The sequence below is a fragment of the Sphingobium sp. AS12 genome (genome assembly GCF_019097845.1).
Classification (GTDB): Bacteria; Pseudomonadota; Alphaproteobacteria; order Sphingomonadales; family Sphingomonadaceae; genus Sphingobium.
Genome location: NZ_JAHRGM010000076.1, coordinates 95,990 through 121,441 on the forward strand (window position 1 = coordinate 95,990; position 25,452 = coordinate 121,441).

The window sequence follows — 25,452 nt, forward strand, 5'->3', positions numbered from 1 at the left end:
CATTCCTTTCAAAGACTGCGCGCAATGACCATGCGCTGAATGTCCGACGTGCCTTCGTAAATCTGGCATACGCGGACATCGCGATAGATTTTGGCGACGCCATATTCTTCCAGATAGCCATAGCCACCCAGCGTCTGGAGCGCGCCCGATACGATCTGTTCGGCGGCTTCGGACGCAAACAGCTTGGCCATCGACGCTTCGGTCAGGCAGGGCAGACCCGCATCCTTGACCTGCGCGGCGTTCAGCACCAGTTGCCGGGCCGCCTCCAGCCGGGTGGCTAGGTCGGCAAGGCGAAAGCCCACGGCCTGATGCTCCATGATGGCTTTTCCAAAACTCTTGCGATCCTTGGCATAGGCGACCGCAATGTCGAGCGCCGCCTGCGCCATGCCGACACATTGCGCGGCAATGCCGATCCGCCCCGTCTCCAGATTGGCGAGCGCAATGCGATAGCCCTGCCCCGGCTGTCCGATCAGCAGATCATCCTCGACAAACATATCGTCGAACCGCAGCGCGCAGGTGTCCGACGCGCCCTGCCCCAATTTATGTTCGACCTTGTCCACGCCATAGCCAGGGCGATCCGTCGGCACGATGAACACCGACAGGCCTTTCTTGCCTGCGTCCGGGTCCGTCACGGCGACCACCATGACGACGCCTGCAATCTTGCCTGATGTGATGAACTGCTTGGCACCGGTGATGCGCCAGCCGCCATCGACCTTGATCGCGCGGGTGCGCACGGCGGAGGCATCAGACCCGGCATCGGCTTCGGTCAGGGCAAAGGCACCGATCGTTCGCCCGCCGATCAGGTCGGGCAGGAAGCGCGCCTTCTGCGTCTCGCTGCCATCCTTGAGCAGGCCGGACACGAGGATGCTGTTCTGGATCGACACGATGGTGGAGAGTGCTCCGTCGGCCGCCGCCAGTTCAATGAGCGCCAGCGCGTAGGACACCGCATCGGTTTCCGCCCCGCCATAGCTTTCCGGCGCGGTCATGCCCCACAGGCCGAGACCTGCCATCTCCTCGAACAAAGCAGGAGGATAGCCGCCTTCCGATTCAAAGCGAACACTGTGCGGGCGGATCGTGTCCTGCGCAAAGCTGCGCACTGTATCGCGGATGGCCGTCTGGATTTCGGTCAGCATAAAACCCAATCGTCCCCTCTATACTCACGGGTATATTGATTATTCACGGGTTTCTTGTCAAGAGGAACGGATAAGGAGATCCGCTTGCCCCAGCCAACTGCCGCCCCATCCCCCTTCCGATCGCGCGAGGAACGCGAACGTGACCGTGAGGAGAAGCGCGAAGCCGTGCTGCGGGCCGCGGTGCGGATGTTCAACGCGCGCGGTTTCCACGCCACCTCGCTGGATGATGTTGCCGCGAGCCTTGGGATCAGCAAGCCGACCATCTACCATTATCTGGGTAATAAGGAGCAGGTACTGATCGAATGCGTCACTCGCGGGCTGGAACTGCTGAGCGAGGCGGCCGATACCGCACGGGCGCAGCCGGGCGACGGGCTGGCCCGGTTGCGCAGCGTCCTGCGCAGCTATGCGCAGGTGATGATGGACGATTTTGGCCGCTGCGTCGTGCGCACCGGTGACGAATTTCTCTCCGCCGAAGGCGCCGCCCTGTTCCGCGCGCGCAAGCGGGCGATCGACCTGTCGGTCCGCGCCCTGATTGAGGATGGCATCGCCGATGGGTCTATCGCGCCACTCGACGTGCGCATGACCGCCTTTACCTTGGCAGGGGCGATCAACTGGTCGGGGCGCTGGCATGACCCGGACGGCGCGCTGAGCGCAGAGCAGGTCGCCGATTCGATGGTCGACATATTGATCAGCGGCCTCGCCCCGCGCGGTTGACGCTCAACCCTGCGGCATCACGACGACCGGCTTGACCACCGCGCCGCTATCGGACGCCGCGAAGGCAGTCTCCAGATCGGCAAATTCATAGCGCTGAATCAGCTTTTCCAGCGGCAGGCGACCTTCGCGATAATAGCCGATCAGGCGCGGGATGAAGCTCTGCGGGGCGATGCCGCCTTCCACCACGCCGACGATCCGCCGCCCCATGCTCATGATCGCCGAGGGGTCGATGCTAAAGTCGCCGGGCGGATAGGCGCCCACCAGCGCCAATGTGCCACGCTGCGCCAGCCGATCGACCGCCAGCCCCAGCAGCGCAGACACGCCGGTCGTATCGACGATATGGTCGAACAGTCCATTGAGCGTGGCCAGATCATCCCCCGCCTCGGTCGCGCCCAGTTCGCGCGCCAGGGCAAGGCGGCTGGCGTGGCGGTCAATCACCACGATCCGCCCCGCGCCCGCAATCACCGCCGCCATCAGCGCCGACAGGCCGACCGCGCCTGCGCCCAATATCGCAATCGACTGGCCAGGCATGACCTTCAATGTCTCCAGCACCGTGCCCGCGCCGGTCTGAACTCCGCAACCCAGCGGCGCGAGGATATCGAGCGGCAGATCGCGCTCGATCCGCACCACATTGTCGCTATGGGCAAAGGCATGGGTGGCAAAGGCCGACTGGCCGAAAATATTGCCGCCGATCCGCTGATCGCCGCGCCAGATGCCGCCCTGCCCCGCCTGCGTCAGTCCCAGAAAGTTGCGCGGCACAAATTCCACGCAATAGCCGGGTTGATGATCGTGGCAGGCTCCGCACGCACCGCAACTATGGAAGCTGAGCAGCACATGATCGCCGGGCGCGACGCTGTCCACGCCCGGTCCCACCGCATCGACCACGCCTGCCCCTTCATGGCCCAATATGACCGGGAAGGAGATGGGCAGCGCACCGTCGCGCATCACCATGTCGGTGTGGCAGATGCCGCAGGCATGAAGCCGGACCCTTATCTGGTCGGGACCGGGCGGATCCATCGTCAGCGTCTCGAAGCGGAAGGGGCTGCCCGCCCCCTCCACCACCGCCGCTTCGATCGCGATGCCGTCCAACATCAGAAGCCGAAGCCGAAGCGGACATACCATTCGCGCGGCCGGTTATAGGTGCCAAAGATCGCACCCGCCGCAATGTTCGATCCGCCCGACGTCAGGAAGCGCTTGTCGGTCAGGTTTGTGCCGCCCGCCGTCAACGACCAGTGGCCGTCCGGTTCGCGATAGCTGATCGATGCGTTGACGATGTCGGTCGACACCCGTTTGAGCAGCAATGTGCGCTGCGTGTCGTTCCAAGCGCTGGAGGTGTAGGTCCAGTCGGCGAGCATGACCACCGATCCGCCATTGCCCAGCTTCGCCTCATAACGCGGGCTGAGATTGACCTTCCATTTTGGGGTCTTGGGCAAATCTTCGCCCACCAGCGTTCCCGCCTGGAACGGATTGGCCCCGCCCACGGCGGCAGCGCCCGGCGATACCGACGTATATTGCGCGTCGATATAGCCGACCGCGCCATTGATGGTCAGGCCATCGACCGGGGCGGCCACCATTTCCAGCTCGAAACCCCGGATGCGCGCATCGCCCGCATTGGCGATGGTGGGCGATGTGCCGACCTGGATATTGAGCTGAATGTCGCGATATTTGGTCAAGAAAACCGCCGCGTTGAGTTGCAGATGGCGGTCAAGCAGGGTCGATTTGATGCCCGCTTCCCAGGTCGTCGCCTTTTCTTCGTTAAAGTCCGGTGCGACATTGCCCTGCGGGTTGGTGAGGCGCGTGGTCCAGCCGCCGGTCTTATAACCCTTCGACCAGCTGCCATAGAGCATGACATCTTCGGACGGGTGAATCTGTACGCCAACCTTGGGCGAGAAGTCGCTGAATTTCTTGCGATTGACGCCCGGCGTATAGACCCGCACCGGGTTGGTGGGGTCAGGATAGCTTAGCGCCGCCTGGCAAGGCACTGGTGCCAGCGGAAAGGCACCGCCGGGGAAGATATTGCCATTGGCGTCGGCGCAACCGAACAGCTTGTAGTTGAACCCGTTCAGTTCCTGCTGACCGCCCTCGAACCGCTTGCGTTCATTGGTGTAGCGCCCGCCGATGGTGATGCCGATCAGGTCGATCGGCCGATAGTCGATCTGGCCAAAGAAGGCGTAATTCTTGGTCGCCAGTTCGTTCGGCCCATCGACCTGCACCAGACCTTCGCCAAAGGTCACGAAGTCATGCAGGTCGCCTGATTCCTTGAAATAATAGGCACCCAGCACATAGCGCAGCTTTTCATCGAACGCATTGCCGAGCAGCTGGAATTCCTGGCTGAACTGCCATTGGTTCATGGTGAAGCTGAGTTGCAGGAAGTTGAGCGGCGATCCGTCCGCATCCAGCCCGGCGTTCCAGTGCAGCTCGCGATAGGCGGTGATTGATTTCAGCGCGACATTGTCGGCCAGATCGAAATCGACGATACCGCTCAAGCCCCAGCTTTCCAGATCGGAATAGCTGTTGCCGCTGGCATAGCTGCGGTCCTTGTTGGCGATCAGGTAGCGACCGTCCCACGGCAGGCGATCATTGGCCGGATTGCCGTCGACATTGGCGCTGGCGATGCTGGCCAGCTGAAATTGCGGGTTGAACTGGGTACCGGAAACGCCGCACAGCGCCTGCGCATTGCGCGCCGCGATTTCCCCGCCCGTGCTACCGATGCAGAAATTATAGAGGCCCGCGAACAGGAATCCGGTGGTGCCGGTCGGATCAAACGCCGTGCCGGGCAGGTTGGTCGTGCCTGCAAAATTGCCGGGGACGAACTCCGCCGTGCCGATCAGCTTGTTGGCCGACGTACCCTTGTCCTTGCTATAATCGCCGGAGAAGGTGGCCCGCACCGCGCCGCCATTATCCCAGCGCAGCTTGCCGCGCAGGTTCCAATTGTCATTTTCGCCTTCCTTGTTGGCGCTGTCATAGCCAGCGGCGGAAAAAGCGGAGAAAGGCGGCGCATTATTGGCGCGCTGGTCGGGATATGGCAGGCGCTTCAAGAACCCGTCGCGCGACTTGATGCCGAATGTGAGGGCGGAACTGAGGCCATCGGTGATCGGCACCGTCACCGACCCGCGCGCTTGAAACAGCTTGTAGCTGCCCAGCGTCACATCACCCTTGGCGGTAAATTCCTTGCCCGGATCGGCGGTGACGATGGAGATCGCGCCGCCGATCGTGTTGCGGCCGAACAGCGTCCCCTGCGGCCCCTTCAATATCTCGACCCGCGCGACGTCCAGCAGATCCTGGTTCGCGCCGACCGTGCGGGCAAGGTAAACGCCATCCAGATAGATGCCGACGCCCGGATCGATGTTGAAGGCGAAATCGTCCGACCCGATGCCGCGAATATAAGCGGACAGCACGGCAGTGGAGCCGGAAAAGGGCGTGCCAGCGTCCAGATTGACGTTGGGCGCGATGGCGGAGAGTTGCGCCACGCTGCCGACCGCGCGTTCCTGCAAGGATTCAGAGGTGAAGGCCGAAATCGCGATCGGCACGTCCTGCACATTTTCCGCACGCTTCTGCGCGGTCACGACGATTTCGGCGATGCCGCCGCTCTGTTCGGCATCCTGCGCCAGCGCTGGTGCTGCGACCAGTGCGCTCGACGCCATCAGCATCGCAATCATGGACTTGCCCATTATCATCCTCCCGTAAATGCCTCGCCTGTGTCGGCGACTTGGGGTGATGATAGGCGCGAGGACGGATCAGGTCTTGGATCAGGGCGAACTGGCAATCAGGACGCAAGCGAACTCCCGGTGCCGCTCCGCCACTGGCTGGGTGCAGCACCAAAGCGTCGCCGAAAGCAGCGGGTGAAGAAAGCGGAATCGTTGAACCCGACCTCGAAGGCGACATCGGTGATCGTGCGCCCATCGTCGCACGCCAGCAAGCTCGCCGCCCGCTCCAGCCGCCGCGCGGTGATGAAGGCGGTGGGGGTCAAGCCGACATGACGGACGAAGCTTTTTTGCACCGCGCGGGGCGACAGGTCGAGCGCCTGGCAGATCAACGCGGTGCCAAGGTCGGGATTGCCCAGATGCTCCAGCGCATAATCCACCGGGGAACGCGGCAACTGAATCGCGGGCCGATCAAGCGTGCTGCGACGGCACAACATCCGCGCCGCATCGGCCAGCAAGACCCCGGCATCGTCGTCCAGATCGGCAAACTGGTCCCGCTGCGACCACAGGCCATGCAGCACATGGGCCAGGAACAGGACATTGGGATTGGTCGATGGCATCAGGCAGCCATGCCAGTCACGTCCGGCAATATCGTCGCCCATCATGGCAACGGGCACCTGCAGGATCAGGCAGTCATTATATTGCGAAATGTCGATGGCATAAGGGTGGCGGTCATCGGCGATCACAATGTCGCCGATCCGCGCAGTGCTGCTGCGGTCGCCATGCAGCATGGTCATCGACCCGCGATGGAGCAGGTGGAGCAGCAGATGCCGCCCCTCCCCTTCATTGGCGACCCGGCTGACCTGCGCCCGTTCGCTACGCGCCCGCGCCAGCCCGACCACGCCCAGCGACCAGCGCGCCAGCTCGGCCTTGATGCCCTCCGGCGCATGGGCGGTCATGCCGGGGAAGGCTTCGGCGACAACCTCACGCCAGAAACGCTGGCGACGCGGCGGCGGCACCAGCCGGGTGGAAAAACGCTCGACCGCGCTCAGCGGACCCACTCCGCATGATCGAAACCATCTTGAGCCATGCCCGGCATCCCTCTCTCTGCCCGCCGCGACACTATTACTGGTCGTCAACGAGTCATCCCATGGAGAGAAAAAGTATCCCAGGCATACGACACTGGCAATATGGCCGATATATCACAACCTACCAGCGCAACAGTGCGATCAGTTCCCTGCGCCAGGGCCAGAGGAGAATGGCGTTGAGCAGGAGGGTGACGATGCCGAATATATATTCGACCAGGCCCGGATCCAGCACGAAATTCCAGTAACCGATCACCACGTTCAGCGGGACGCTGGCCAGCGCGGCGGGCAGCACAGCCCGGTTCGCCAGAACCAGCAGCGCCACCACCACCTCCATCACCTTGATCAGGGCAAACAGCCCGCTGTGGATCAGCGCCAGGGTGAATTCCTGCGCCAGCGGCGTATTGCCCAGCGGCTGGAGGTCGAAGGGGGTAAAATATTCCACCCCCGAAAACAGGAACCAGCCACCATAGATGATCCGCGCGGCGGTAAAGGCTGCGCCCTGTCCACGCCCCTGTGCGTCCAGCACGATCATGGTCAGAAGCCGGCCGGGGTTGCGTCGAGCAAGATGGTCTTGCTCTCCAGATAGGGATACAGCCCTTCCACCCCGCCCTCGCGGCCAATGCCCGACTGTTTGAAGCCACCGAAGGGCAGCCCGAATTCCAGCTTCATGCCATTCTGCCCGAAGCCGCCTGCACGGATGCGGCGACCGATGCGATAGGCCGCGTCCGCATCATTGGTCAGCACCGACCCGTTGAGGCCGAAAGCGCTGTCATTGGCGATGCGGATCGCATCTTCCTCATCATCGGCGGGGATCAGGCACAGGACCGGCCCGAAAATCTCCTCCTGCGCGATGCGGCTCTTGTTATCGACATTGGCAAAAAGGGTCGGCTCGATGAAATAGCCTTTGTTCATATGGGCCGGACGATTGCCCCCGGTGACCAGATCGGCGCTTGCCCGACCCAGCGCGACATATTCCTCCACCCGTTCCAGTTGGCGCTTCATCGCCACCGGGCCAAGCTGGGTATTGGGTGCATCGCTATGGCCGATGCGGATGCCCTGCATCACCTTGGCAATGGCGTCGGCCAGTTCGTCATGGCGATGGCGTGGCACGATGGCGCGCGACAGCATGGCGCACACCTGCCCGCTCATGATGGTGATGGTGTTGCCCAGGATCGCGGCAGCCACCTCGATCGGAAAATCGTCGCGGACGATCGCCGCAGACTTGCCGCCCAGTTCCAGCGTGCAGCGCGCGACCCGCCCGGCGCACACCTCGCCAATGCGCTTGCCCGCCAGCGTCGATCCGGTGAAGGTCACCTTGTCGATACCGGGGTTGCGAACCAGATGGTCCGACGCATCGCGCCCGGCCGCGACCAGATTGACGACGCCCACAGGGACGCCGGCGGCCTCTGCCGCTTCGGCCATGATATAGGCTTCCAGCGGGGTTTCGGGCGATGGTTTCATGATGACGGTGCAGCCTGCGACCATGGCATAGGCGACCTTGGCCGACATGATGCCATAGGGCGCGTTCCAGGGCGCGATCGCCGCGACGACCCCGGCAGGCTCCTGCGCCACGATGGCGGTATGGACCTGGCTCGACGGGCGCTTTTCGACGAAGGGAAAGCTGTCCGCATAACCTGCGATCGCCATCATCGTCATGGTCGCGCCGCCGGTCATGATCGGCGCGAAGCTGGCAAGGCCGCCGACCTGTGCGGTCCAGGCGGCGGCCAGTTCAGGCGCGCGCTTGCCCAGTTCTTCCCCCATCCGCCGCACAATCGCGCCACGCTCAGCAGGTGCCATGGTGGACCACGGCCCGTCGTCAAACGCCTTGCGTGCGGCGGCGACGGCGCGGTCCATATCCGCTTCCGTGCCATCAACGACGCGGGCGATAACCTCTTCGCTATTGGGCGATATGATCTCGATCACGCCATTGCCCGTCGATTCGACCCACGCGCCGCCGATGAACAGCTTGTCGGGATGGGCGATATGGATGTTGTCGGGAACCATGGTCTATCCTCTTCCTGGGTGGCGCTGCACGCCTTTCCAGTGCATAACTATAACGAACGTTATTATTATCGCAAGCCGTTCCATCGGCTTTTTTAACGCTTGACAGTCCGGGTCCGGCCAAACCTATTATATCATTCGTTATGATATGGGCGCAGACCCGACCAGGTGAGAGGAAACGCCGATCCATGACCCATTCCTTGGATACGGACGTTGCGCCAGCCTTTACGCCCCGCCTGATCCTGTCGCTGTTCCTGTGCGGCGTCATCCTGTTCGTCGATGGTTATGATCTCGCCGCGCTGCCGCTGGCGCTTCCCCATATTGCCGTCGCGCTCGACATACCGGCCGCCCGCTTTGGTTTTGCGCTGTCGGCGGTGCTGCTGGGTCTGGGCGTTGGCGCGGTCCTGCTGGCACCGCTGGGCGACCGCTTCGGCCACCGCCGGACGATAATCGTCTCTGTCATCTGTATCGGCTTGCTGACCATGGCGACCGCCAGCGGAACAAGCATTGGCAGCTTCATCGTCTGGCGCCTGCTGACCGGACTGGCGCTGGGGGCATGTCTCCCCAATGTAACCGCGCTCGCCGCTATCTGGGCACCGCCGGGTCGACGGGCCAGCACGCTGACGATCGTGTCGCTCGGCATCTCCTTTGGCGCTATCATAGCCGGCCTGATCGCGCCGCCGCTGGTCGCGCTGGGCGGCTGGCGCGCCCTGTTCCTGCTGCCGGGTGCCGCGACATTGCTGCTGGCGGTGGCGCTGTTCCTGCTCTTTCCGACCGAACAGAAGATGACACCATCGACCAGCGACAAGCCCGCCCGCCCGCTGGCCCGTATATTGACCAAACCGTTGCGGTTCCCCACCATCATTTTTGCGTTACTCTATGGTTTCAATGCCTTCGGCCTTTATCTTGTTATCAGTTGGACACCCACGGTGCTGCCGCAGGCGGGCTTCACGCTGGATCAGGCGGCCCGTTCGATCACCATCATCCAGTCGGGCGGGCTGGTCGTCGCCCTTGCGCTCGCCTGGCTGCTCGATCGTGGCCATGCCGTGCTGGCGCTGGTTGCATCCTACGCCACGATCATCGCCGCCTTTGCCCTGCTGGCGACCCTGCCTGCCGACCCGCTCCATTGGAACCTGCTGTTGCTCATCGCGGGCGGTGGCATTGTCGGCGTGCATTTATGCATCGTCGCGGTCGTCACCGGTGTCTTTCCGCCCGATTGCCTGGCTACCGCCATCGGCTTTGGCGTCGCGGTGGCCCGGATCGGCGCGATCGGTGGCCCGCTGGCGGGTGGCTGGCTGATCAGTCATGGTGCGGAGCCAAACCATTTTTTCCTGTTCGCTATCCTGCCCATGGCGCTTTGCCTGCTCATCACACTGGCCCTGCCCGCCGCGCGTCGCGCCTGATCCAGGCCCAATCGCCATTCAGCCCTAATCGATCAGGCGCAGGCCGATGGCAAAACGCAGCCCGACCACCCAGGCGTCGCGAATGGACGGGGCGGCGGCGGGGTTGCGGACATATTGCATATTGGGCTGGACCGTCAGCCACGGGGAAAGCGGCGTGCGATAGGTGACTTCGGCAACGGACTCGGAACGGCCTGCACCGCTGTTCCGGCGTTATTCGGTCGATGTCGTCGCGGTGATGACCGCCAGACCCAGTTCATCTTCCGGCCGGCCGGCTAGTGCGCCCGTCCATTTCACACCCATGCTGGCGAAACGGTCGAACATGTTGAAGCGCCCGCTCGACGTGCCAAGGCGAAAGAAGCCGTCAATCTGCGTGTCGCCATCGGTCATAAACGGCATCTCGCCGCGCAGATAGACCCCGCCATTGCCCCGTCCCCGGCCACCATCCCATGCATCAAAAGTAGCGGTATAGCGCCAGTGGCCCAGCAGGAGCCGCGCACCTGCAAGCGGCGCTTCCAGTTCGCCGATCAGCAGCGCGCCGTCGCCCTGGCCGAGCTTGATCACGGTGCGTGCGGGATGATCGGGGTCGCCCGGCACCCCGTCCAGCACGGCGGCGCGCACCGCCCAGCCCTTGGCAGGCCGCCATTCGACCCGCGCCGCCAGCGATGTCGATGGAAAGAGCGACGGGCCGTTGCGGCCGGTCAGGGCAATATCGCTGCCGATGCCATGGGCGCTGCCGACGAACAGGCCAGCCGCGTCGAGTGAATCAAATTCCGAATTAAGGTCATACAGGCCCGCACGCAGCGACAGGCCGGGCGCCACCATCTGGTCGATCCACGCTTCATAAAGCTTGAACGCCCGCGTGCCCGTTTCGATATTGCTGACGGCATGGGCGTCACCCACCGCGTTGGAGATCGACGCGCCATTATTGTAGATGCCATAGACATGCGCTTCTGCCCCGCGCCAGCCCAGCAGCGCCTCCAGATCCACCTCGGCCACGATATCCAGATTGTCGAGATAGCGCGCGCGCCGCTTCACCCCGCCCGCCACATTGCCCATCACCTCGCCAGTATAGGTGATATCCAACAATAGCGGACCCTGCGCCTTATCAATCTCGCCCCCAGCGTGGATATGCGAATGGGGCCGCGTCGGCATCGCGTCACCCGCTGCAGCAGCCAGCAACAGGAAGGGGGTAAGCATCACCATGGCAGGGACCGGAATTGCGAGACAGTCATAATACTGGCGACTTTAGGGTTTCGTCACGCCATCGACCGCTGATCCATCGCCCCGCGCGCCATAGCTGACCGAAAATCGCCCCGGTTTCGGCAGGAATATGCGTTGTCTCACAGCGATCATTTGACGTGCGTGCGCCGACGCCATAGGCGCACGCTCAGTTTCAACCCACGGGGTGTCCTGGCGCTGTCAGGGCTGAGAGGCGGATCGGGCGCAGGGGGCGTCCAGTCGGCAAACCCGCGAACCTGATCCGGCTCACACCGGCGGAGGAATAGGGATATGCGTTTTTACGCCATTACGTCGCCTGCCATCTCGATTGCCCTGTTGCTGGGCGCAGGGTCCGCCCATGCCGATGACAGCATCATAGTCACCGCGCGCGGTCGCGAAGAAGCCGAAATCCGCGTGCCGGACACCATAGCCGTCTATGGTCCCGACGCCATCGCCGCGCGCCGCCTGACCACGATCGACGATTTCATCGCCGCGACGCCGGGCATTTTCATCATCAATGATCAGGACCCCGGCACCAACCTCATTTCCGTGCGCGGCATATCCACCAATCGCAGCCAGTCGCCATCGATTGCCTATATCGTGGATGGGCTGGCGCTGGCCGATTCCGAACTCTTCACGCTGCGCCCCTATGATCTGGCGCGGGTCGAGATTTTGAAAGGGCCGCAGGGCGCGCTGTTCGGCCGCTCCGCATCGGGCGGTGCCATCGCCATGACCACCAATGATCCCGGCCCGGACTGGGGCGGCGAGGCGGCAGTCGGTATCGGCAATGGCCTGACCTGGACTGCCGATGGCGTGGTCAACGCCCCGGTGTCGGATCAGGTGCAGCTGCGCCTGGCCGGTTCCTATCGCAACAGCGACGGCTTCATCCGCAACAGCTTTCTCGACAAGAAGGTCGATGGCAGCATCAGCCGCAATCTGCGCCTGAAGGCAAAGGTCGCTCTGACCGAAACCGCCACCTTCCGCTTCCGTCTGGGCTGGGCCAATGAGGAAGGCGGCGCGGCCTATATTTCGTCGGGCAATGTCACCGGTCTCTATAACGGCCGACTGTCAGGCGCGGCCCTGACCAACCCGTTCGGCGATTTTGAAGGCCGGGCATCACGGTCATGGTGGGGCGCGCAAGCCAGCTATGAGCAGGAAGCGGGTGACGCGCTACTCTTCTCATGGACTGGTGGCTATGATGATTATCGCAAGAATTTTGTTGAAGAACTGGATTTCCGCAACGACAAGCCGCTGACCTTCTTTGGTGCACCCGCCTTTCCAGATGGTATTCAACCCATCGCCCAACCCGTTGATATCAAGGCATGGACCAGCGAAACCCGACTGACCTCGCGCGGCGATGGGCCCCTGCGCTGGCATGTCGGCCTGTTCTACCAGCGGCTGGAGCGCGACCGCACCGATGATTTCGGCCCGCTGCTGTTTGGTGGCGAAGCGTTCCGCGCCGAAACCCGATCCAGCCAGGTCGGCATCTTCGGACAGGCCAGCTATGACATTACGCCCCAGGTCGAGGCGACCCTGGCGCTGCGCTATGACCGCGACCAGCGCAAGGAAGATACGGTCGGCACCGCCAGCGGCACTATCGTCGCACAGCGCGCCCGGACGTTCGAGAAATGGCAACCCAAATTATCCATCGCCTGGCGCCCGACCGATCATCTGACCGCTTATGTGACCGGCGCGATCGGCTTCAAGGCAGGTGGGTTCAATCCGCTGCCCGGCGCCACCGATGTGTGGCAGGCAGTATTTCCGGCCGAAACCACTCGCTCGATCGAGATGGGCGTGAAGGGAGAAAGCGCCGATGGCCGTGTCCGCCTGTCGCTGGCCGGGTTCGTCACCGACTATGACAATTTCCAGAACACCGTGTTCCTGGGCAATTCCGTCGTGCTGTCGGTGCCGCAGGTCGATGTCCACGGTATCGAGGCGTCCGCACAGGCAGCGCTTGGTGCGGGTTTCAACCTGGATGGCGGACTGGCCTGGACCCATAGCCGCACCGGCACCTATTTCACGCCCAACCCGACCCCGGAACCGGGCGAACCCGCCATTCTGGATATGAGCGGCCAGCGGACCCCCAACGCGCCCGACTGGACCGTCAATGGCGGCATCGGCTGGCAGGGCGCGGCTGGCCCGGCGACTGTCAATGTACGGCTCAGTGTCGCCTATGTGTCCCGCGTCGATTTCGAGATCGACAATATCCTCCATTCGCCTGGCTATACCTTGGTCGATGGGCGGGTCGGCGTCAGCCATGGGGCTTGGACCTTTGACCTCTGGGCCAAGAATTTGCTCGACAGAAGCTGGGCGATCTCGGCCTTCGGCCAACAGCAATTGCCGCTGCTGCTCGGCCTTGGCCCCAACGGCCCGTTCGACAGTTTCACCATCAACACCGGCCGCCAATTCGGCGCCAGCGCCACTATGCGCTTCTGACGAAGGAAACAGCGATGGGCTTTTGCGATGAGATTTGGGCAGACGTCGCCCCGCTGCGGCAGGCGATCCTGGCCCATCCCTTCCTGGCCGCGCTGGCCGACGGCACCCTGCCGCGCGAAAGTTTCCAGCACTATATCGTGCAGGACAGCCTTTATCTGGCGGAATATGCCCGTGTGCTGGCGATCGCCGCCGCCCGCGCACCCAGCGCCGCCGGGCGGCTGGAATTTTCCGACGGGGCGAAGGTGGCTGTGCAGGTCGAGGAAGGGCTGCATCAGGCCTTTTTCAGCCAGTTTGGCGTCAGTGCAACGATGGTGCAGGCGGTCGAGCCGACCCCGGCCTGCCTTGGCTATACCAGCTATCTGGCCAGCCTGGCCGCGACCCGCACCTATGAGGAACTGATCGCAGGCATCCTGCCCTGCTTCTGGGTTTATTGGGAAGTCGGCTGCGCCATCAAGCCGCGCGCTACCAGCCCCAACCCCTATGCGCCATGGATCGACACCTATGCCGATCCCGGTTTCGGCGCAGCGACCGATCGCGTCCGCACGCTGGTGGACGAAGCCGCCGCCGCCACCACCCCGGCACTGCGCGATGCCATGGCCCGTGCCTTCCGCAATGCGACCCGGTACGAATGGATGTTCTGGGATTCGGCCTGGCGGCTTGAGAAATGGCCGGTCTGACGCGCGCAAATCGGAACTATAGGCGGAAAGCAGGATTCACGCCCCTGACAGCACCGGGGCAGAAACAGCGCCACGCCCGTCAACACGCCGGGCGCACGCCGTGCAACAGGCGCTGGCTGCCGGCGTGGAGGAGAGGATTTGAGGAGCATGGACCAGCCGCGCATGCGCTCGATCCCGTTAGCATCCATCCCCAAAAGGCGTGACTGCCCGCAATCAAGCGGATGGATGCGGGCAGACAGGGGATATTGCCCTGTGTAAGGAAGCGTCATGACACAGACGAACCCCCTGCTCGATTCCGGCCTTCACCCGCGCTTTGGTGACATCCGGCCCGACCATATCCTGCCCGCCGTCGAAACGGCCATTGCACAGCATCGCGTAGCGATGCGGCGATGCGCCGAGGCAAAGGGATATGACGCGATTTTCCTGGCGAAGGATCGCGCCGACGCGGCCCTTTCGCGCGTGTGGCAGACCGTCTCGCATCTGGTCGGGGTCGCGAACACGCCGGAACTGCGCGCGGTGCATGGCGAAGTGCAGCCGATGATCGACAGCTATTTTGCCGAAGTCGGGCAGGATCGGGCGCTCTATGACGCGCTGGTCGCCATCCCCCGCGACGGGCTGGGCGAGGCGGAGGCGCGCGCGCTGGCGCTGACCTTGCAGGGGTTTGAGCTGTCCGGGGTCGGGCTGGATGGCGTAGAGCGGGAGGCCTTTGCCGCCAACAGCGTTGCGCAGGGACGGCTGGCCACCGAGTTTGCCAATGCCGTTATGGACGCGACCGAAGCCTGGACGCTGCATGTCACCGACCCTGCCAGGCTGGCGGGTGTGCCGGACAGCGACCGGGGTGCCATGGCCCGCGCGGCAGAAGCCAGGGGTCTGGACGGCTGGCTGATCGACCTTCATGCGCCGTCGGTGCGGGCGATAACCGGCTTTGCCGACGATCGCGACCTGCGGCGCACCGTCTATGAAGCCTATGGCACCCGCGCGTCCGATCAGGGTCCGCATGCCGGCCAGTTCGACAATAGCGACCGGATCACGCAATTGCTGGCGCTGCGGCAGGCGGCGGCAGGACTGCTGGGCTATGCTGATCCCGTCGCCTTGTCGCTCTCCACCAAAATGGCCCGCGATGGCGAGGAAGTCGATGCGTTTCTGGTCGACCTTGCCCGGCGCGCGCGCCCGCAAGCCGAGCGGGAGTTGGCCGATCTGGCCGCGTTCGCGCAGGCGACACTGGGCATCGACACGCTCGAACCATGGGATATCGCCTATGCGACGGAGCGGATGCGGCGCGCGGTCCATGCGCTGGACGAGGCGGAAATCCGCGCCCATCTGCCGCCAACACGAATCCTGGATGGCCTGTTCGCGCTGGTTGCCGAGCTTTACGGGGTGGACATCCGCCCAGCCGATGGTGCGCCGGTCTGGCATGAGGATGTGCGTTATTACACTGTCCATGGTCCCGACGGCGCGCCGGTCGCCGCGCTCTATTGCGATCTGTTCGCCCGTGCGGGCAAGCGCGGCGGGGCGTGGATGGATGTGTGCCGCCCACGCCTGCGCGAGGCCGACGCCGTGCAAATGCCCATCGCCTATCTGGTCTGCAATTTCGCCAGCGGCAGCGCGGATCGTCCCGCGCATTTGACCCATCAGGAAATGGTGACGCTCTTCCATGAAATGGGCCACTGCCTCCACCATCTGCTGACGCAGGTCGATGTGCCCTCGGTCGGTGGCATATCCGGCGTTGAATGGGATGCGGTGGAATTGCCCAGCCAGTTCATGGAGAATTTCGCCTGGGAACCCGCCATGCTGCGGCGTGTATCCGCGCATGAGGAAAGCGGGTTGCCTCTGGACGAGGCGATGATCGGACGGATGCTGGCGGCGCGGCGGTTCATGGGTGCGGTGGCGCTGCTGCGTCAGGTCGAATTTGCCCTGTTCGACCTGCGCCTCCACCAGTCGGCAGCACAGGAGGATGGTCCATCGGTGCAGGAGATCGTCGCTGCCGTGCGGCAGGATGTCGCGGTGATCCATCCCCCGGCATGGCACCGCTTCTCGCACAGTTTCAGCCATATTTTCGCAGGCGGCTATGCGGCGGGCTACTACAGCTATTTGTGGGCCGAACGCCTGTCCGCCGATGCCTTCGAGGCCTTCGCTGAAGAGAAGGCGGATCGCGCAGCGCTGGGCGGCCTGTTTCGCGATCATGTGCTGGCGCGGGGCGGATCGCGCCCGGCGATCGACAATTTCGTTGCTTTCCGTGGTCGCCAGCCGGATTCCGCTGCGCTGTTGCGCGCGCTGGGTCTGGCGGCCTGAGCCGTTTAGGCGGATACCGCCTGAAAATCGATACCCGGTCTCTGCTTGATGTCGACCTTGCGCTCGGTGCGGTCGAAGATTTTGGGGCCAGATCGTCCGGCATCCCGATAACATAGGCAACCGGCGTCGTCCTGAAGGGCGACGCCGGTTTGGCCAATCAGCCGTTCAGCTTGTCCTTGACCGCCTTGGCCGGCGTAAAGCCCAGCTTCTTGGACGCTGCGATCTGAATGGTCGCACCGGTCGAGGGGTTGCGGCCTTCGCGCGCCGGCGAATCCTTCACCTTGAACTTGCCAAAGCCGTTCAGGGACACTTCTTCGCCCTTGGCGGCGGCATCGGCGATGGCAGCAAAAACACCGTCGACAATCTTGCGGGCATCCGCCTTGGTGATGCCATGTGCCGAGGCAACGCCGTCGGCCAGATCGCTATTGTTCATAAAATGCCTTTCTTAGGGGTTATTGCCTTGCCCGCATAACCAAGGCTGAGGCGCTGGTCCATATGTCACGTACCGCAATCTTAGGCTTAGCGGGACGTTTAGGCCGATTTTCATGCCCTTTGTCGCACCTGACAGGTTTTCGGAACGATCGCTCACCCAAACCTATCGGCTAAAGCTGGTTATCCAATCCAGCCGCATGACGCGCGGCGATATAGCCGAACGTCAGGGACGGGCCGATGCTCGCCCCCGCGCCGGGATAAACATTGCCCATCACGGATGCGGTTGTGACCCCAGTGGCGTAGAGGCCTGCGATCACGTTTCCGTCGGCGGTGACGACGCGGCCCTTGGCGTCGGTAATGACGCCGCCATAGGTGCTGACGTCGCCCGGTACGACCGGAACGGCATAGAAAGGCGCCTTGTCGATCGCGCCGATAGCGCTGCGTTCGGAGAAGGGATCGCCGACGAAACCGCAATTGTCATAGGCGCGCTCACCCCGGTGGAAATCCTCGTCCATGCCCTTGGCCACATGCCCGTTCCAGCGCGCCACGGTCGCCGCCAGCGCGGCGGGATCGACATCGATACTCCCGGCCAGTCCCTCGATCGTGTCCGCGGTGTGGAGATAGCCGCTTTCGATCCAGTTTTCCGGGATCTTCTTATCGATGAATTTGCCCGCGATCGCATAAAGTTCGACATAATGGCGGTCGAGGATGGCCCAGCTTGGAACGGACGGGGCGACGATGTTCCGTTTGCGCATATTTTCGCAATAGAGTTCGTAACTGCCGCCTTCATTCATATAGCGCTGGCCGGTCTGATCGACCAGGATCGCGTGCGGCTTGCCGGTCATCGATTGGGCGCCGGGTGCGACATAAGTCTTGTCCCAGCCCGGCGCGAGCGTCATCTGGTAGCCTACAAGCTGGTCCATCTGCGCCAGCTGGCCGCCGATCCGCTCCAATTCTCGGTGCATCTCTCCGGTATCGCCCTCGGCGGTCTGCGACCATTGCGCCTGAGTGCCGGGCATATAAGTGTCGCGCATCGCCTTATTTTGGGCAAAGCCCCCGGCATTGACGAGAACACCCAGTCGCGCGCCGATCCGCCATGGCTTGCCATCGCGCATCGTCACGACGCCGGTGGCTGTTCCATCTTCGACCACCAGTTCGCTGACCGGCGCGTTCAACCGCAGGTCCACGCCCGCCGCAAGACCGGCCTTGAGCAGTCGTCCCTGCAACGCACCGCCCGCCGTGGTATATTTGCGGCCCAGCACCAGATCTCGCAGGGTGCGCAGGACGATCCGCCCCAGCATCTTGCCGGACGCCTTGTTGGTCCGGCGATGGCCCTGCGCCTCCATTCCCTCGACAAGGGTTACGTTGAATTCGGCGAAGCCCTTGCGCAGCATGTCGCGCCGCGACCCCAGTTCCTTGCGATCGAACGGCTTGGCGACGACAGTGCGGGACGTTTTGCAGCCGCCCGGCAGTTCATCATAATAGTCCGGCCAGAAGGTCGCGCCGCGTTGCAGCGCTACGCCCTTGTCGACCAGAAAGTCGATGGCACGGGGTGCCTGGGTCACATAGGCCAGGCGCTTTTCACGCGAAGTGCCGGGGGCCGGATTACCGTCCAGTTCCTGTAGCGCATCGAGATAGGTCATGGCCGCATCGGCGCTGTCCTGTTCCCCGTCGGCGAGCATGAAGCGGTTGGCCGGAATCCACATGACGCCGCCCGACTTGGCGGTCGTGCCACCGGCCCAGGCTGTTTTTTCGAGGATGACGACCGACTTGTCAGCCTGACGCATGACCAGCGCGGAAATCATCGACCCCGCGCCGCTGCCCACGACCACCCAGTCGAACGTCTCGTCAAACCCGGCCATGCTCTGCTCTCCCTTGTATCTTGAAACAGGCTATAGCGCGATGACGGCGAATGGCAGTCCGCATGGGCAGACCAACAGCGCTTATCGCTGTGGCGACGTTGGCAGGGACATGGAGCGTGATAAGGGAGGGTCAAGGAGACCCGCGCATGAGCCAGCCATTGCCCCTGTTCCAAACCATCTTGCTTGAACGGCGCGAGCGGCTGCTGGTCGTGACGCTGAACCGGCCCGATGCGATGAACGCGGTGAACCTGACCCTGCACGACGAATTGCCCGAAGCGCTGACTTTTGCGGCGACCGACCCTGATTCCGACGTCATCCTGCTGACCGGGGCGGGGCGCGCTTTTTCCGCTGGCGGCGACATTGCGCATATGGAGCATAATGCAGCCAATCCGCATCTGTTCGACCATGAGGCGCGGCAGGCCAAGCGGATCGTCTTTGCGATGCTGGACATTGAAAAGCCGGTTGTGTGCCGGATGAATGGTCATGCGGTGGGATTGGGGGCGTCGATCGCGCTGCTGTGCGACGTGATCTTTGCCGCCGAGGGAGCGAAGATCGGCGATCCGCATGTCGGCATCGGACTGGTCGCGGGGGATGGTGGCGCGCTCATCTGGGCGCAGCGGATCGGGCTGGCCAGGGCGAAGGAATATCTGCTGACCGGCGAGTTGCTGCCTGCGCGCAAGGCGGCGGAAATCGGTTTGATCAACCATTGCGTCGCGCCGGAGGAACTGGACAGCGCGGTCGACGCCTTTTGCGGCAAGCTGCTGGCGGGTGCGCCCAATGCGATCCGCTGGACGAAGATATTGACCAATATGGAGCTGAAGCGGATCGCCAGCGCGGTGATGGAGGCAGGAATCGCTTATGAGGCGCTCAGCGTCCGCAGCGCGGATCACCGCGAGGGGATTGCGGCGCTCAAGGAAAAGCGCGCGCCAAGATTTACTGGACTGTAGAAAGATCCGTTCGTGTCGAGCGAACGGATATATGGTTATGGCGTCAGCTAATGTCGGCCAACCGCACCCAATGACCGGTTTGGCTCGACAGGCGGATCGCTTCCTGCAAGCGTTCGACCTCCAGCGCTTGGGCGAAATCGGGCGTGCCTTGGCCGCGTCCATGGATCGCTTCGACCATGGCGTGCATCGACAGCGCCATGGGGTAGCTGGGCTGGGGCTCGCTTTGCCAGTCGAGCGCAATGCCGGGAGTGCTTTTGTAGCTGTCGGAAATCGCGACCTCTTGCAGGTCGCCCCCCAGTTGGCCGCCGCGCAGAATGCAGTCGCGGGCCGTCGGGAAGGTTGGCGAAGAGGCGACCAGCCGCCCCTTGTCACCAAAGACATCGATCAGCCAGCCGTCGTGCAGCGTCATGCTCCAGCTAATCTGCATCTGCATCGTCAGGCCGCTGGCAAAGCGCAGGATGACGTTGGCGAAATCGGTGGTTTCGGGCGTGATGCTGTCGCCATCAGGAAAGCGCCATTCGCGCAATATCTGGCTGTCGTCGGCGACCAGTTCGGCGACCGGACCGAACAGATGGCGCAGCATGTAGAGCGCGTGGCTGCCATTATTGCGGACGGCCGAGACCCCCTGCCCACTTTGTGCGAACCAGTTATAGGGGAATTGCTTGTTTGGACTGTTGAACAACGACAGGTTGAAATGGCAGGTGCCGCCCAATGGTCTGCCGATAAAATCGGCGTCGAGCATCGCCTTCATTTGGGCATGGGCTGGCAGCCACTGCGCGAAGGCATCGACCACGCCAATGCTGGTCCCGGCACACCATGCGGCGTCAATCGCCTTGGCCCCGGTCCAGTCGGCGGCGTGGGGGCTGGCATTGTAGACATGTTTGCCATTGGCGAGCGCGGCCAGCACCATCGGCAGGCGGACGCTGGGCCGGGTGCCCAGATCGACGATATCGATATCCGGGTCGGCGCACATTTCGGCCGCGTTCCAGAAGGCGCGCGGCAGGTTCAGCCGTTCGGCGGCGGCGCGGGCGGTTTCTTCGCGCGAAGTGCAGATCGCGGTAACCTCGACACCGGGAATGGCGCGCCAGGCGGGCAGATGGGCAAAAGCTCCCCAAGCGGCGCTGACGATGCCGACGCGCAGCGGTCTCATTCGATCGTGCCGAGGACCGTGCCGACCTCATAGGTTTCGCCGGGCTGGGCGATGATGCGCAGCGTGCCGCTGGCAGGCGATTCCACCTCGTTGGCCGACTTGTCGGCTTCGAGCAGATAGAGCGGCTGGCCCTCTTCGACCTGCGCGCCATCTTCGGCCAGCCATTCCGCAATCTGGGCCTCGGTCATCGAAAAGCCGATCTTGGGCAGCAATATGTCGGTCGCCATGGTCTTATTCCCTCATGCAAATGCGAAAATCTCTTGGCATCCGTCATGCCCGCTCCGGCGACGGTGCGGCAATGCGCAGGGGCGATGATCCGGCCAATATCGTTGCCGCGATAGCGCCGGAGATCAGTAACCGCGACTGTCGGTCCAGTCCTCGGTCTCGCCGGGCTTGTACGTCTTGCCGGGGGTTTTGCCCGATGCCGTCCTGAGGTCGAAACCGATCGGGTCCGCGCCACCCTCGATCCCGACGCCGAAGGAGGAGAGCGCCCAGCTGGTCATGACATAATGGCCGATGGAGAAAACCAGATCCATCTGCTGCTGCTTGGTGAAATGGCGGCCCAGCACCGCCCAGTTGGCGTCACTGATCGTGCCGTCGGCGATGAGTTCACCGACCGAGCGCAGCACAGCATCATCGGCCTCGTCCCAATTGCCGCCCGCTGGATAGTCGCGGATCGCGGCGATATCCTCCAGGGTCAGGCCGGCGTTCAGGGCGTAGCCGACATGATTATGCCATTCATAGGCAGACTTCACCAACCAGGCGACGCGCAGGATCAGCAGTTCCAGATGCCTGGTCGACAGTGAGTTGGACATAAGCAGATGCTTGCCCCAGATATTATAGACCTTGCCCAGACCAGGATGGTTGGCCATGACCATTAACACATTGGTTTTAGATCCTTCTTCCCAGGAATTTGGCTCACCCCAATAGGAAAACACCTCACGCGCATCGTCGGTCCATTCCGCGCGCGGCAGCGGGAGGATGCGGGGTTTGATGTCGGTCATGGTTGGGGTACTCCTTGGGTCAGCGCGGCGGCTTCAGCGTCGCAGCCGGTGGGTCTGGCCTTGGCGCGGGCGATATCCTTGCGCGCGGCCTTCATGTCTTTCTGGAATGCCGGATCGGCGTTGAGCCGGGCGAATACGACCGTGGCGGCAAGACGGCCCTCCTCGGTATCGCTGAGCCAATGGGCATTGCAGACGCGGCGGCTGTCGCCAAAAGCGCGGCCGCGCGCGACCAGCGCCGGGGCGAGATCGGGGTGCAACTGAGCCAGGATCAGCCCCCAGCCATAGCCGATGGCGCTGTGGCCGGACGGATAGGAGCCGTCCTTGCGCAGCATCGGTTCCCAGTCGGGAGTGCAGGTCGGCTGGCCGTTGACCATGAACGGGCGGGGGCGGGCGTAGCGATGCTTGATCGCGCTGGTGGACATGCCGAAATCGGCCAGGGTCCGGCGCAGCAGCCGATCGAGCCGGGGCGTCGTGTCAGGCCCGATCGCCACGCCCAGCGTGCAGGAGAAGGTCGCGGTTGCCTTGGAACCCAACAGATCGGCGTCGGCGGTCGCCAATGTCCAGCGCGGGCCGCCCTGCAACGCAAGCGCAGCTTTCGCCCCTTCATCATCGCGGGCCTGCGCGGCGGAGCCGGGTGCGGGTGGCGGCGGGGCGACATTGTCCGGCAGCGGCCCGCTCTTGAGATAGCCCGTGCCGAGCCGCGACATGCCGGGCGCCGCGGCCTGGGGTTGGGCCGCCATGCAGGGGAGTGCGATTGAGACGAGGCATAGGGTGAAGAGATGCGCTTTCATGATCCTAGAGTCCTTCGACCAGCAACGCGCGATACGGTGCCCCCTTCTGCCGCAACAGCGCGGATTGCTGATATTCCGGGCTATTATACCAGGCCCGCGCCTTGTCTGCGTCCGGGAACTCCAGGATGACGATACCTTCCGGCCCCTCCCCTTCCAGCGTTTCGAGTGCGCCATAGACGGTAAGGGGTTTCAACCCATAATCGGCTACGAAACGCCCGGCATGGCTGCGGTTCATGCCGCTATAGGCGTCCATCGCCGCCTGATCGGTGACCGGGCCTTCGCGGGTGAAGATCATATAGGCTGGCATCGCGTGTCCCTCTCAATGTATCGCATGGTTGATCGCCGCACCGTTCCAGCCACCGGCCGCCGCGAAATCGGTGCGACAGGAACGGCTGGCGATCCAGGCCAGGATGGTGCTGGGGACGCCCACCAGCAACGCCCAGCGCATCGCCATGCCCAGCGAATCCTCGCCATAGATGGGGCGCAATATATCGCTGAGCCAGCCAACCAGCACTGGCCCACCGCCAAGGCCGATGACCTGGATCGACACCATCAGCACGGCGATGGCGGTCGCACGGGAGCGCGACGGGACGAGGCCAGCCACCACCGCCATCAGCGGCGCGGCAGACAGGCCACCGATCAACATGTTAAGACCATAAAGCGGGAATACCCGGTCGGCAGAACCGGTCAGGATCAGCCAGCCAATGCCGGTGGCCATCGCGCCGCTTATCATCAATATCCAGACATACCAGCGCATGTCGCGACGGCCCAGGAAGTCGGCCAGCGGCCCGCCGACCGTATGACCGATCGCTGACCCGAAGAAGAGCGCGCCGCCCATTTGCAAACCGGCTTCATTGGCGGGCATTCCATGGGTCCGCTCCATGAAGGCGGGCGCCCAGCTGATAAAGCCCATGGTCAGCAAGGCGTTGAGCGAGGCAGCAAGGATCAGCGGGGGCAGCGTGCGAATCGCCATGAGTTCGCGGGCGGTCTGAAGGAAGGAGATGGCCGGTCCCTTCGCAGCAGGTGCACCATCGGCAAGACCCGCGCGGGTATCGCGCAGGGTGAACCAGACAATGGGAGCGAGGATGAAGCCGGGGATGCTGGCGAAGATCAGCGTGTTGCGCCAGCCATATTCCTGCACCGCCCAGCCGCCCACCGCCGGACCAAGGAAGGTGCCGAGCGACGCGCCGAGCAGGAAGATCGACAGCGCCGTCGCCCGCTGGCGGATGGGAAAGAGGTCGGCGATCCACGCCTGGGATGGCGGGGTAAAGCCGCCTTCGCCAAGGCCAATGCCAGCCCGACCGATCAGCAGCACCCAGAAGCTTTTGCCCGCGCCGCAGACGATGATCGCCGCGCTCCAGACGGTGGCGGCGATTGCGACGATCTTGCGCTTCGACCAGCGATCAGCCAGCCGCGCCAGTGGGATGATCGCCAATATATAGACGATGGCGATGATCATGTCCTTGACCATGCCGATTGCCGCATCCGACAGACCCAGTTCGCGGCGGATCGGTTCGACCATCACCACCATCAGATAGCGTTCGCCCTGCACGGACGCCGACACCAGTACCATGATGAAAAGAAACCAGGATCGGTAGGCCATGCTCGGCAGCGCCTCTGACAGCGCGGGCGGGCGTGGTTCGATGTCGGCCATATATTTCCTCGCCTCTTAATCTGTCGGGGTCGGCCTACATCGCCGCCGTGTCGGCGGTCGGGCGGATCAGGATTTGCGACACGTTCGCCCGCGCGGGCAATGAGGTGATGAAAAGGATCGCTTGCGCGATGTCGTCTGGCTGCATCGCCGAGTCCTTGCCGACATGGTCGGTCATCGCCGCGCGCATCGCCGGATCGCTGATGCCGCCCGCGACTTCGGTGGCGGTCGCCCCCGGCTCCACGATCGACACCCGGATGCCCGCCCCACCCACTTCCTGACGCAGGCTTTCGGTCAGGCCGGTGAGGCCGAACTTGCTGGTCGAATAGGGACCAAACAGCCCCGCCGCGCGCCGTCCGGCGGTGGAGGAGATGTTGATGATGTCGCCGCCACCCTGGGTCTTCATCGGGCCGATCGCCGCCTTGCAGGTGTAGAGCGTGCCAAACAGATTGATGTCGATCACGCGGCGCCATTCGTCGAGCGACAGGCTTTCAACCCCGCCGGCCTGGATGACACCGGCGGAATTGACGAGGATGTCGATGCGGCCAAGCTGATCGATGGTGTCGATGACGGCACGGGTCGCCTCCGCCTCGACCGCGACGTCGCCGGGCAGCGCGATTGCCTTACCGCCTGTTGCGTGAATATGATCGACCAGTGCGCGGAGGCGATCGACGCGCCGCGCTGACAGCGCTACCGCTGCCCCGGCACCCGCCAGAGCCAGTGCAGCCGCCTCGCCTATGCCCGATGACGCACCGGTCACCAGCGCGACCTTTCCTGCAAGGCAGCCTGCCATGTCCGCTCCTCTTATGCCTGTTACGGCCATGATCGCCCGAAGGCGCATCGCCGCACAAGGCGGGCAGGCGACATATCGCTCTGGCGGCCAGACGGGCGGCAATGATCCGGCTGGCATGCCGCGTGACCATGATAGCGCGGGGGCGATTTGCCTGGCGCGGCCCGACATGGCAGCCAGTCTGCGCCTGAACAGCCTGAGAAGCATGGCATCATAACA

Annotated in this window: 22 protein-coding genes, 1 pseudogene and 1 riboswitch; of the genes and pseudogenes, 7 read left to right on the forward strand and 16 right to left on the reverse strand. The window is 63.6% G+C overall.

What is annotated here, in order from left to right; genetic code table 11:
- Positions 1-8 precede the first annotated feature (8 nt).
- Entirely contained in the window at positions 9-1,133 is a 1,125-nt protein-coding gene (locus KRZ98_RS21605) for an acyl-CoA dehydrogenase family protein (protein ID WP_217675269.1), read from the reverse strand.
- Positions 1,134-1,217: 84 nt separating this feature from the next.
- On the opposite strand from KRZ98_RS21605, the gene KRZ98_RS21610 reads away from it, so the two are divergent.
- On the forward strand, positions 1,218-1,847 hold the full coding sequence (locus tag KRZ98_RS21610) for a TetR/AcrR family transcriptional regulator (RefSeq protein WP_006950809.1): 630 nt from the start codon (positions 1,218-1,220) through the stop codon (positions 1,845-1,847).
- 3 nt (positions 1,848-1,850) lie between these two features.
- Here the strand turns inward: KRZ98_RS21610 and KRZ98_RS21615 are convergent, their stop codons facing one another.
- The 5 genes from KRZ98_RS21615 to KRZ98_RS21635 form a co-directional block, all read right to left on the reverse strand.
- Positions 1,851-2,939, reverse strand: a complete 1,089-nt coding sequence (locus tag KRZ98_RS21615) for an NAD(P)-dependent alcohol dehydrogenase (protein WP_254798767.1) — start codon at positions 2,937-2,939, stop codon at positions 1,851-1,853.
- Positions 2,939-5,524 carry a TonB-dependent receptor gene (locus tag KRZ98_RS21620; protein WP_217675270.1) on the reverse strand — a complete coding sequence of 862 codons (2,586 nt, stop codon included), beginning with the start codon at positions 5,522-5,524 and terminating at the stop codon, positions 2,939-2,941. The genes KRZ98_RS21615 and KRZ98_RS21620 overlap by 1 nt, the downstream gene beginning before the upstream one ends.
- Positions 5,525-5,613: 89 nt before the next feature.
- A complete protein-coding gene (locus KRZ98_RS21625) occupies positions 5,614-6,552 on the reverse strand; it encodes an AraC family transcriptional regulator (RefSeq protein WP_006950816.1) in 939 nt (312 codons plus the stop codon).
- Between the two features lie 148 nt (positions 6,553-6,700).
- A complete protein-coding gene (locus KRZ98_RS21630) occupies positions 6,701-7,111 on the reverse strand; it encodes a hypothetical protein (protein WP_006950818.1) in 411 nt (136 codons plus the stop codon).
- A 2-nt stretch (positions 7,112-7,113) separates the two neighbouring features.
- Positions 7,114-8,583, reverse strand: a complete 1,470-nt coding sequence (locus KRZ98_RS21635) for an aldehyde dehydrogenase (RefSeq protein ID WP_217675271.1) — start codon at positions 8,581-8,583, stop codon at positions 7,114-7,116.
- Between the two features lie 185 nt (positions 8,584-8,768).
- On the opposite strand from KRZ98_RS21635, the gene KRZ98_RS21640 reads away from it, so the two are divergent.
- A complete protein-coding gene (locus tag KRZ98_RS21640) occupies positions 8,769-9,983 on the forward strand; it encodes an MFS transporter (protein ID WP_217675272.1) in 1,215 nt (404 codons plus the stop codon).
- A gap of 24 nt (positions 9,984-10,007) precedes the next feature.
- Here KRZ98_RS21640 and KRZ98_RS21645 read toward each other — a convergent pair.
- Positions 10,008-11,186, reverse strand: a pseudogene (locus KRZ98_RS21645) (carbohydrate porin).
- Between the two features lie 188 nt (positions 11,187-11,374).
- Positions 11,375-11,502: riboswitch (TPP riboswitch) on the forward strand.
- On the opposite strand from KRZ98_RS21645, the gene KRZ98_RS21650 reads away from it, so the two are divergent.
- The 3 genes from KRZ98_RS21650 to KRZ98_RS21660 all read left to right on the forward strand — a co-directional run bounded on the left by KRZ98_RS21650 (position 11,493) and on the right by KRZ98_RS21660 (position 16,606).
- Positions 11,493-13,637 (forward strand): TonB-dependent receptor, encoded by a 2,145-nt coding sequence (locus KRZ98_RS21650; protein WP_217675273.1) that lies wholly within the window; start codon positions 11,493-11,495, stop codon positions 13,635-13,637. Its footprint overlaps the riboswitch before it by 10 nt.
- A 14-nt stretch (positions 13,638-13,651) precedes the next feature.
- A complete protein-coding gene (gene tenA / locus KRZ98_RS21655) occupies positions 13,652-14,314 on the forward strand; it encodes a thiaminase II (RefSeq protein WP_217675274.1) in 663 nt (220 codons plus the stop codon).
- Positions 14,315-14,581: 267 nt separating this feature from the next.
- Complete coding sequence (locus tag KRZ98_RS21660) at positions 14,582-16,606, forward strand: M3 family metallopeptidase (RefSeq protein ID WP_217675275.1); 2,025 nt, start codon at positions 14,582-14,584, stop codon at positions 16,604-16,606.
- 157 nt (positions 16,607-16,763) lie between these two features.
- On the opposite strand, the gene KRZ98_RS21665 is transcribed toward KRZ98_RS21660, so the two are convergent.
- Both KRZ98_RS21665 and KRZ98_RS21670 read right to left on the reverse strand, forming a co-directional pair.
- Positions 16,764-17,039: an HU family DNA-binding protein gene (locus tag KRZ98_RS21665; RefSeq protein ID WP_006950838.1), complete on the reverse strand. Its 276-nt coding sequence runs from the start codon at positions 17,037-17,039 to the stop codon at positions 16,764-16,766.
- A 169-nt stretch (positions 17,040-17,208) separates the two neighbouring features.
- Positions 17,209-18,900: an FAD-binding protein gene (locus KRZ98_RS21670; RefSeq protein ID WP_217675276.1), complete on the reverse strand. Its 1,692-nt coding sequence runs from the start codon at positions 18,898-18,900 to the stop codon at positions 17,209-17,211.
- A gap of 146 nt (positions 18,901-19,046) precedes the next feature.
- Between KRZ98_RS21670 and KRZ98_RS21675 the strand changes: the two genes are divergently transcribed.
- On the forward strand, positions 19,047-19,847 hold the full coding sequence (locus KRZ98_RS21675) for an enoyl-CoA hydratase/isomerase family protein (protein WP_217675277.1): 801 nt from the start codon (positions 19,047-19,049) through the stop codon (positions 19,845-19,847).
- 43 nt (positions 19,848-19,890) lie between these two features.
- Here the strand turns inward: KRZ98_RS21675 and KRZ98_RS21680 are convergent, their stop codons facing one another.
- The 7 genes from KRZ98_RS21680 to KRZ98_RS21710 all read right to left on the reverse strand — a co-directional run bounded on the left by KRZ98_RS21680 (position 19,891) and on the right by KRZ98_RS21710 (position 25,236).
- Positions 19,891-20,997 carry a Gfo/Idh/MocA family protein gene (locus tag KRZ98_RS21680; RefSeq protein ID WP_217675278.1) on the reverse strand — a complete coding sequence of 369 codons (1,107 nt, stop codon included), beginning with the start codon at positions 20,995-20,997 and terminating at the stop codon, positions 19,891-19,893.
- Positions 20,994-21,224: a biotin/lipoyl-containing protein gene (locus KRZ98_RS21685; RefSeq protein ID WP_006950849.1), complete on the reverse strand. Its 231-nt coding sequence runs from the start codon at positions 21,222-21,224 to the stop codon at positions 20,994-20,996. Before KRZ98_RS21685 ends, KRZ98_RS21680 begins: the two co-directional genes overlap by 4 nt.
- 123 nt (positions 21,225-21,347) lie before the next feature.
- The gene (locus KRZ98_RS21690; RefSeq protein WP_217675279.1) at positions 21,348-22,001 is read right to left on the reverse strand and encodes a carboxymuconolactone decarboxylase family protein; all 654 of its coding nucleotides are present in this window, start codon (positions 21,999-22,001) and stop codon (positions 21,348-21,350) included.
- On the reverse strand, positions 21,998-22,792 hold the full coding sequence (locus tag KRZ98_RS21695; protein WP_217675280.1) for a phosphatase PAP2 family protein: 795 nt from the start codon (positions 22,790-22,792) through the stop codon (positions 21,998-22,000). The genes KRZ98_RS21690 and KRZ98_RS21695 overlap by 4 nt, the downstream gene beginning before the upstream one ends.
- Positions 22,793-22,796: 4 nt before the next feature.
- Positions 22,797-23,099 (reverse strand): DUF1330 domain-containing protein, encoded by a 303-nt coding sequence (locus tag KRZ98_RS21700; protein ID WP_006950854.1) that lies wholly within the window; start codon positions 23,097-23,099, stop codon positions 22,797-22,799.
- Between the two features lie 12 nt (positions 23,100-23,111).
- Complete coding sequence (locus tag KRZ98_RS21705) at positions 23,112-24,446, reverse strand: MFS transporter (RefSeq protein ID WP_217675281.1); 1,335 nt, start codon at positions 24,444-24,446, stop codon at positions 23,112-23,114.
- 34 nt (positions 24,447-24,480) lie between these two features.
- Positions 24,481-25,236 (reverse strand): SDR family oxidoreductase, encoded by a 756-nt coding sequence (locus tag KRZ98_RS21710; RefSeq protein ID WP_217675282.1) that lies wholly within the window; start codon positions 25,234-25,236, stop codon positions 24,481-24,483.
- Here KRZ98_RS21710 and KRZ98_RS21715 point away from each other — a divergent pair.
- On the forward strand, positions 25,235-25,450 hold the full coding sequence (locus KRZ98_RS21715; RefSeq protein ID WP_156022452.1) for a hypothetical protein: 216 nt from the start codon (positions 25,235-25,237) through the stop codon (positions 25,448-25,450). The genes KRZ98_RS21710 and KRZ98_RS21715 overlap by 2 nt on opposite strands.
- The last annotated feature ends 2 nt before the right edge of the window (positions 25,451-25,452 follow it).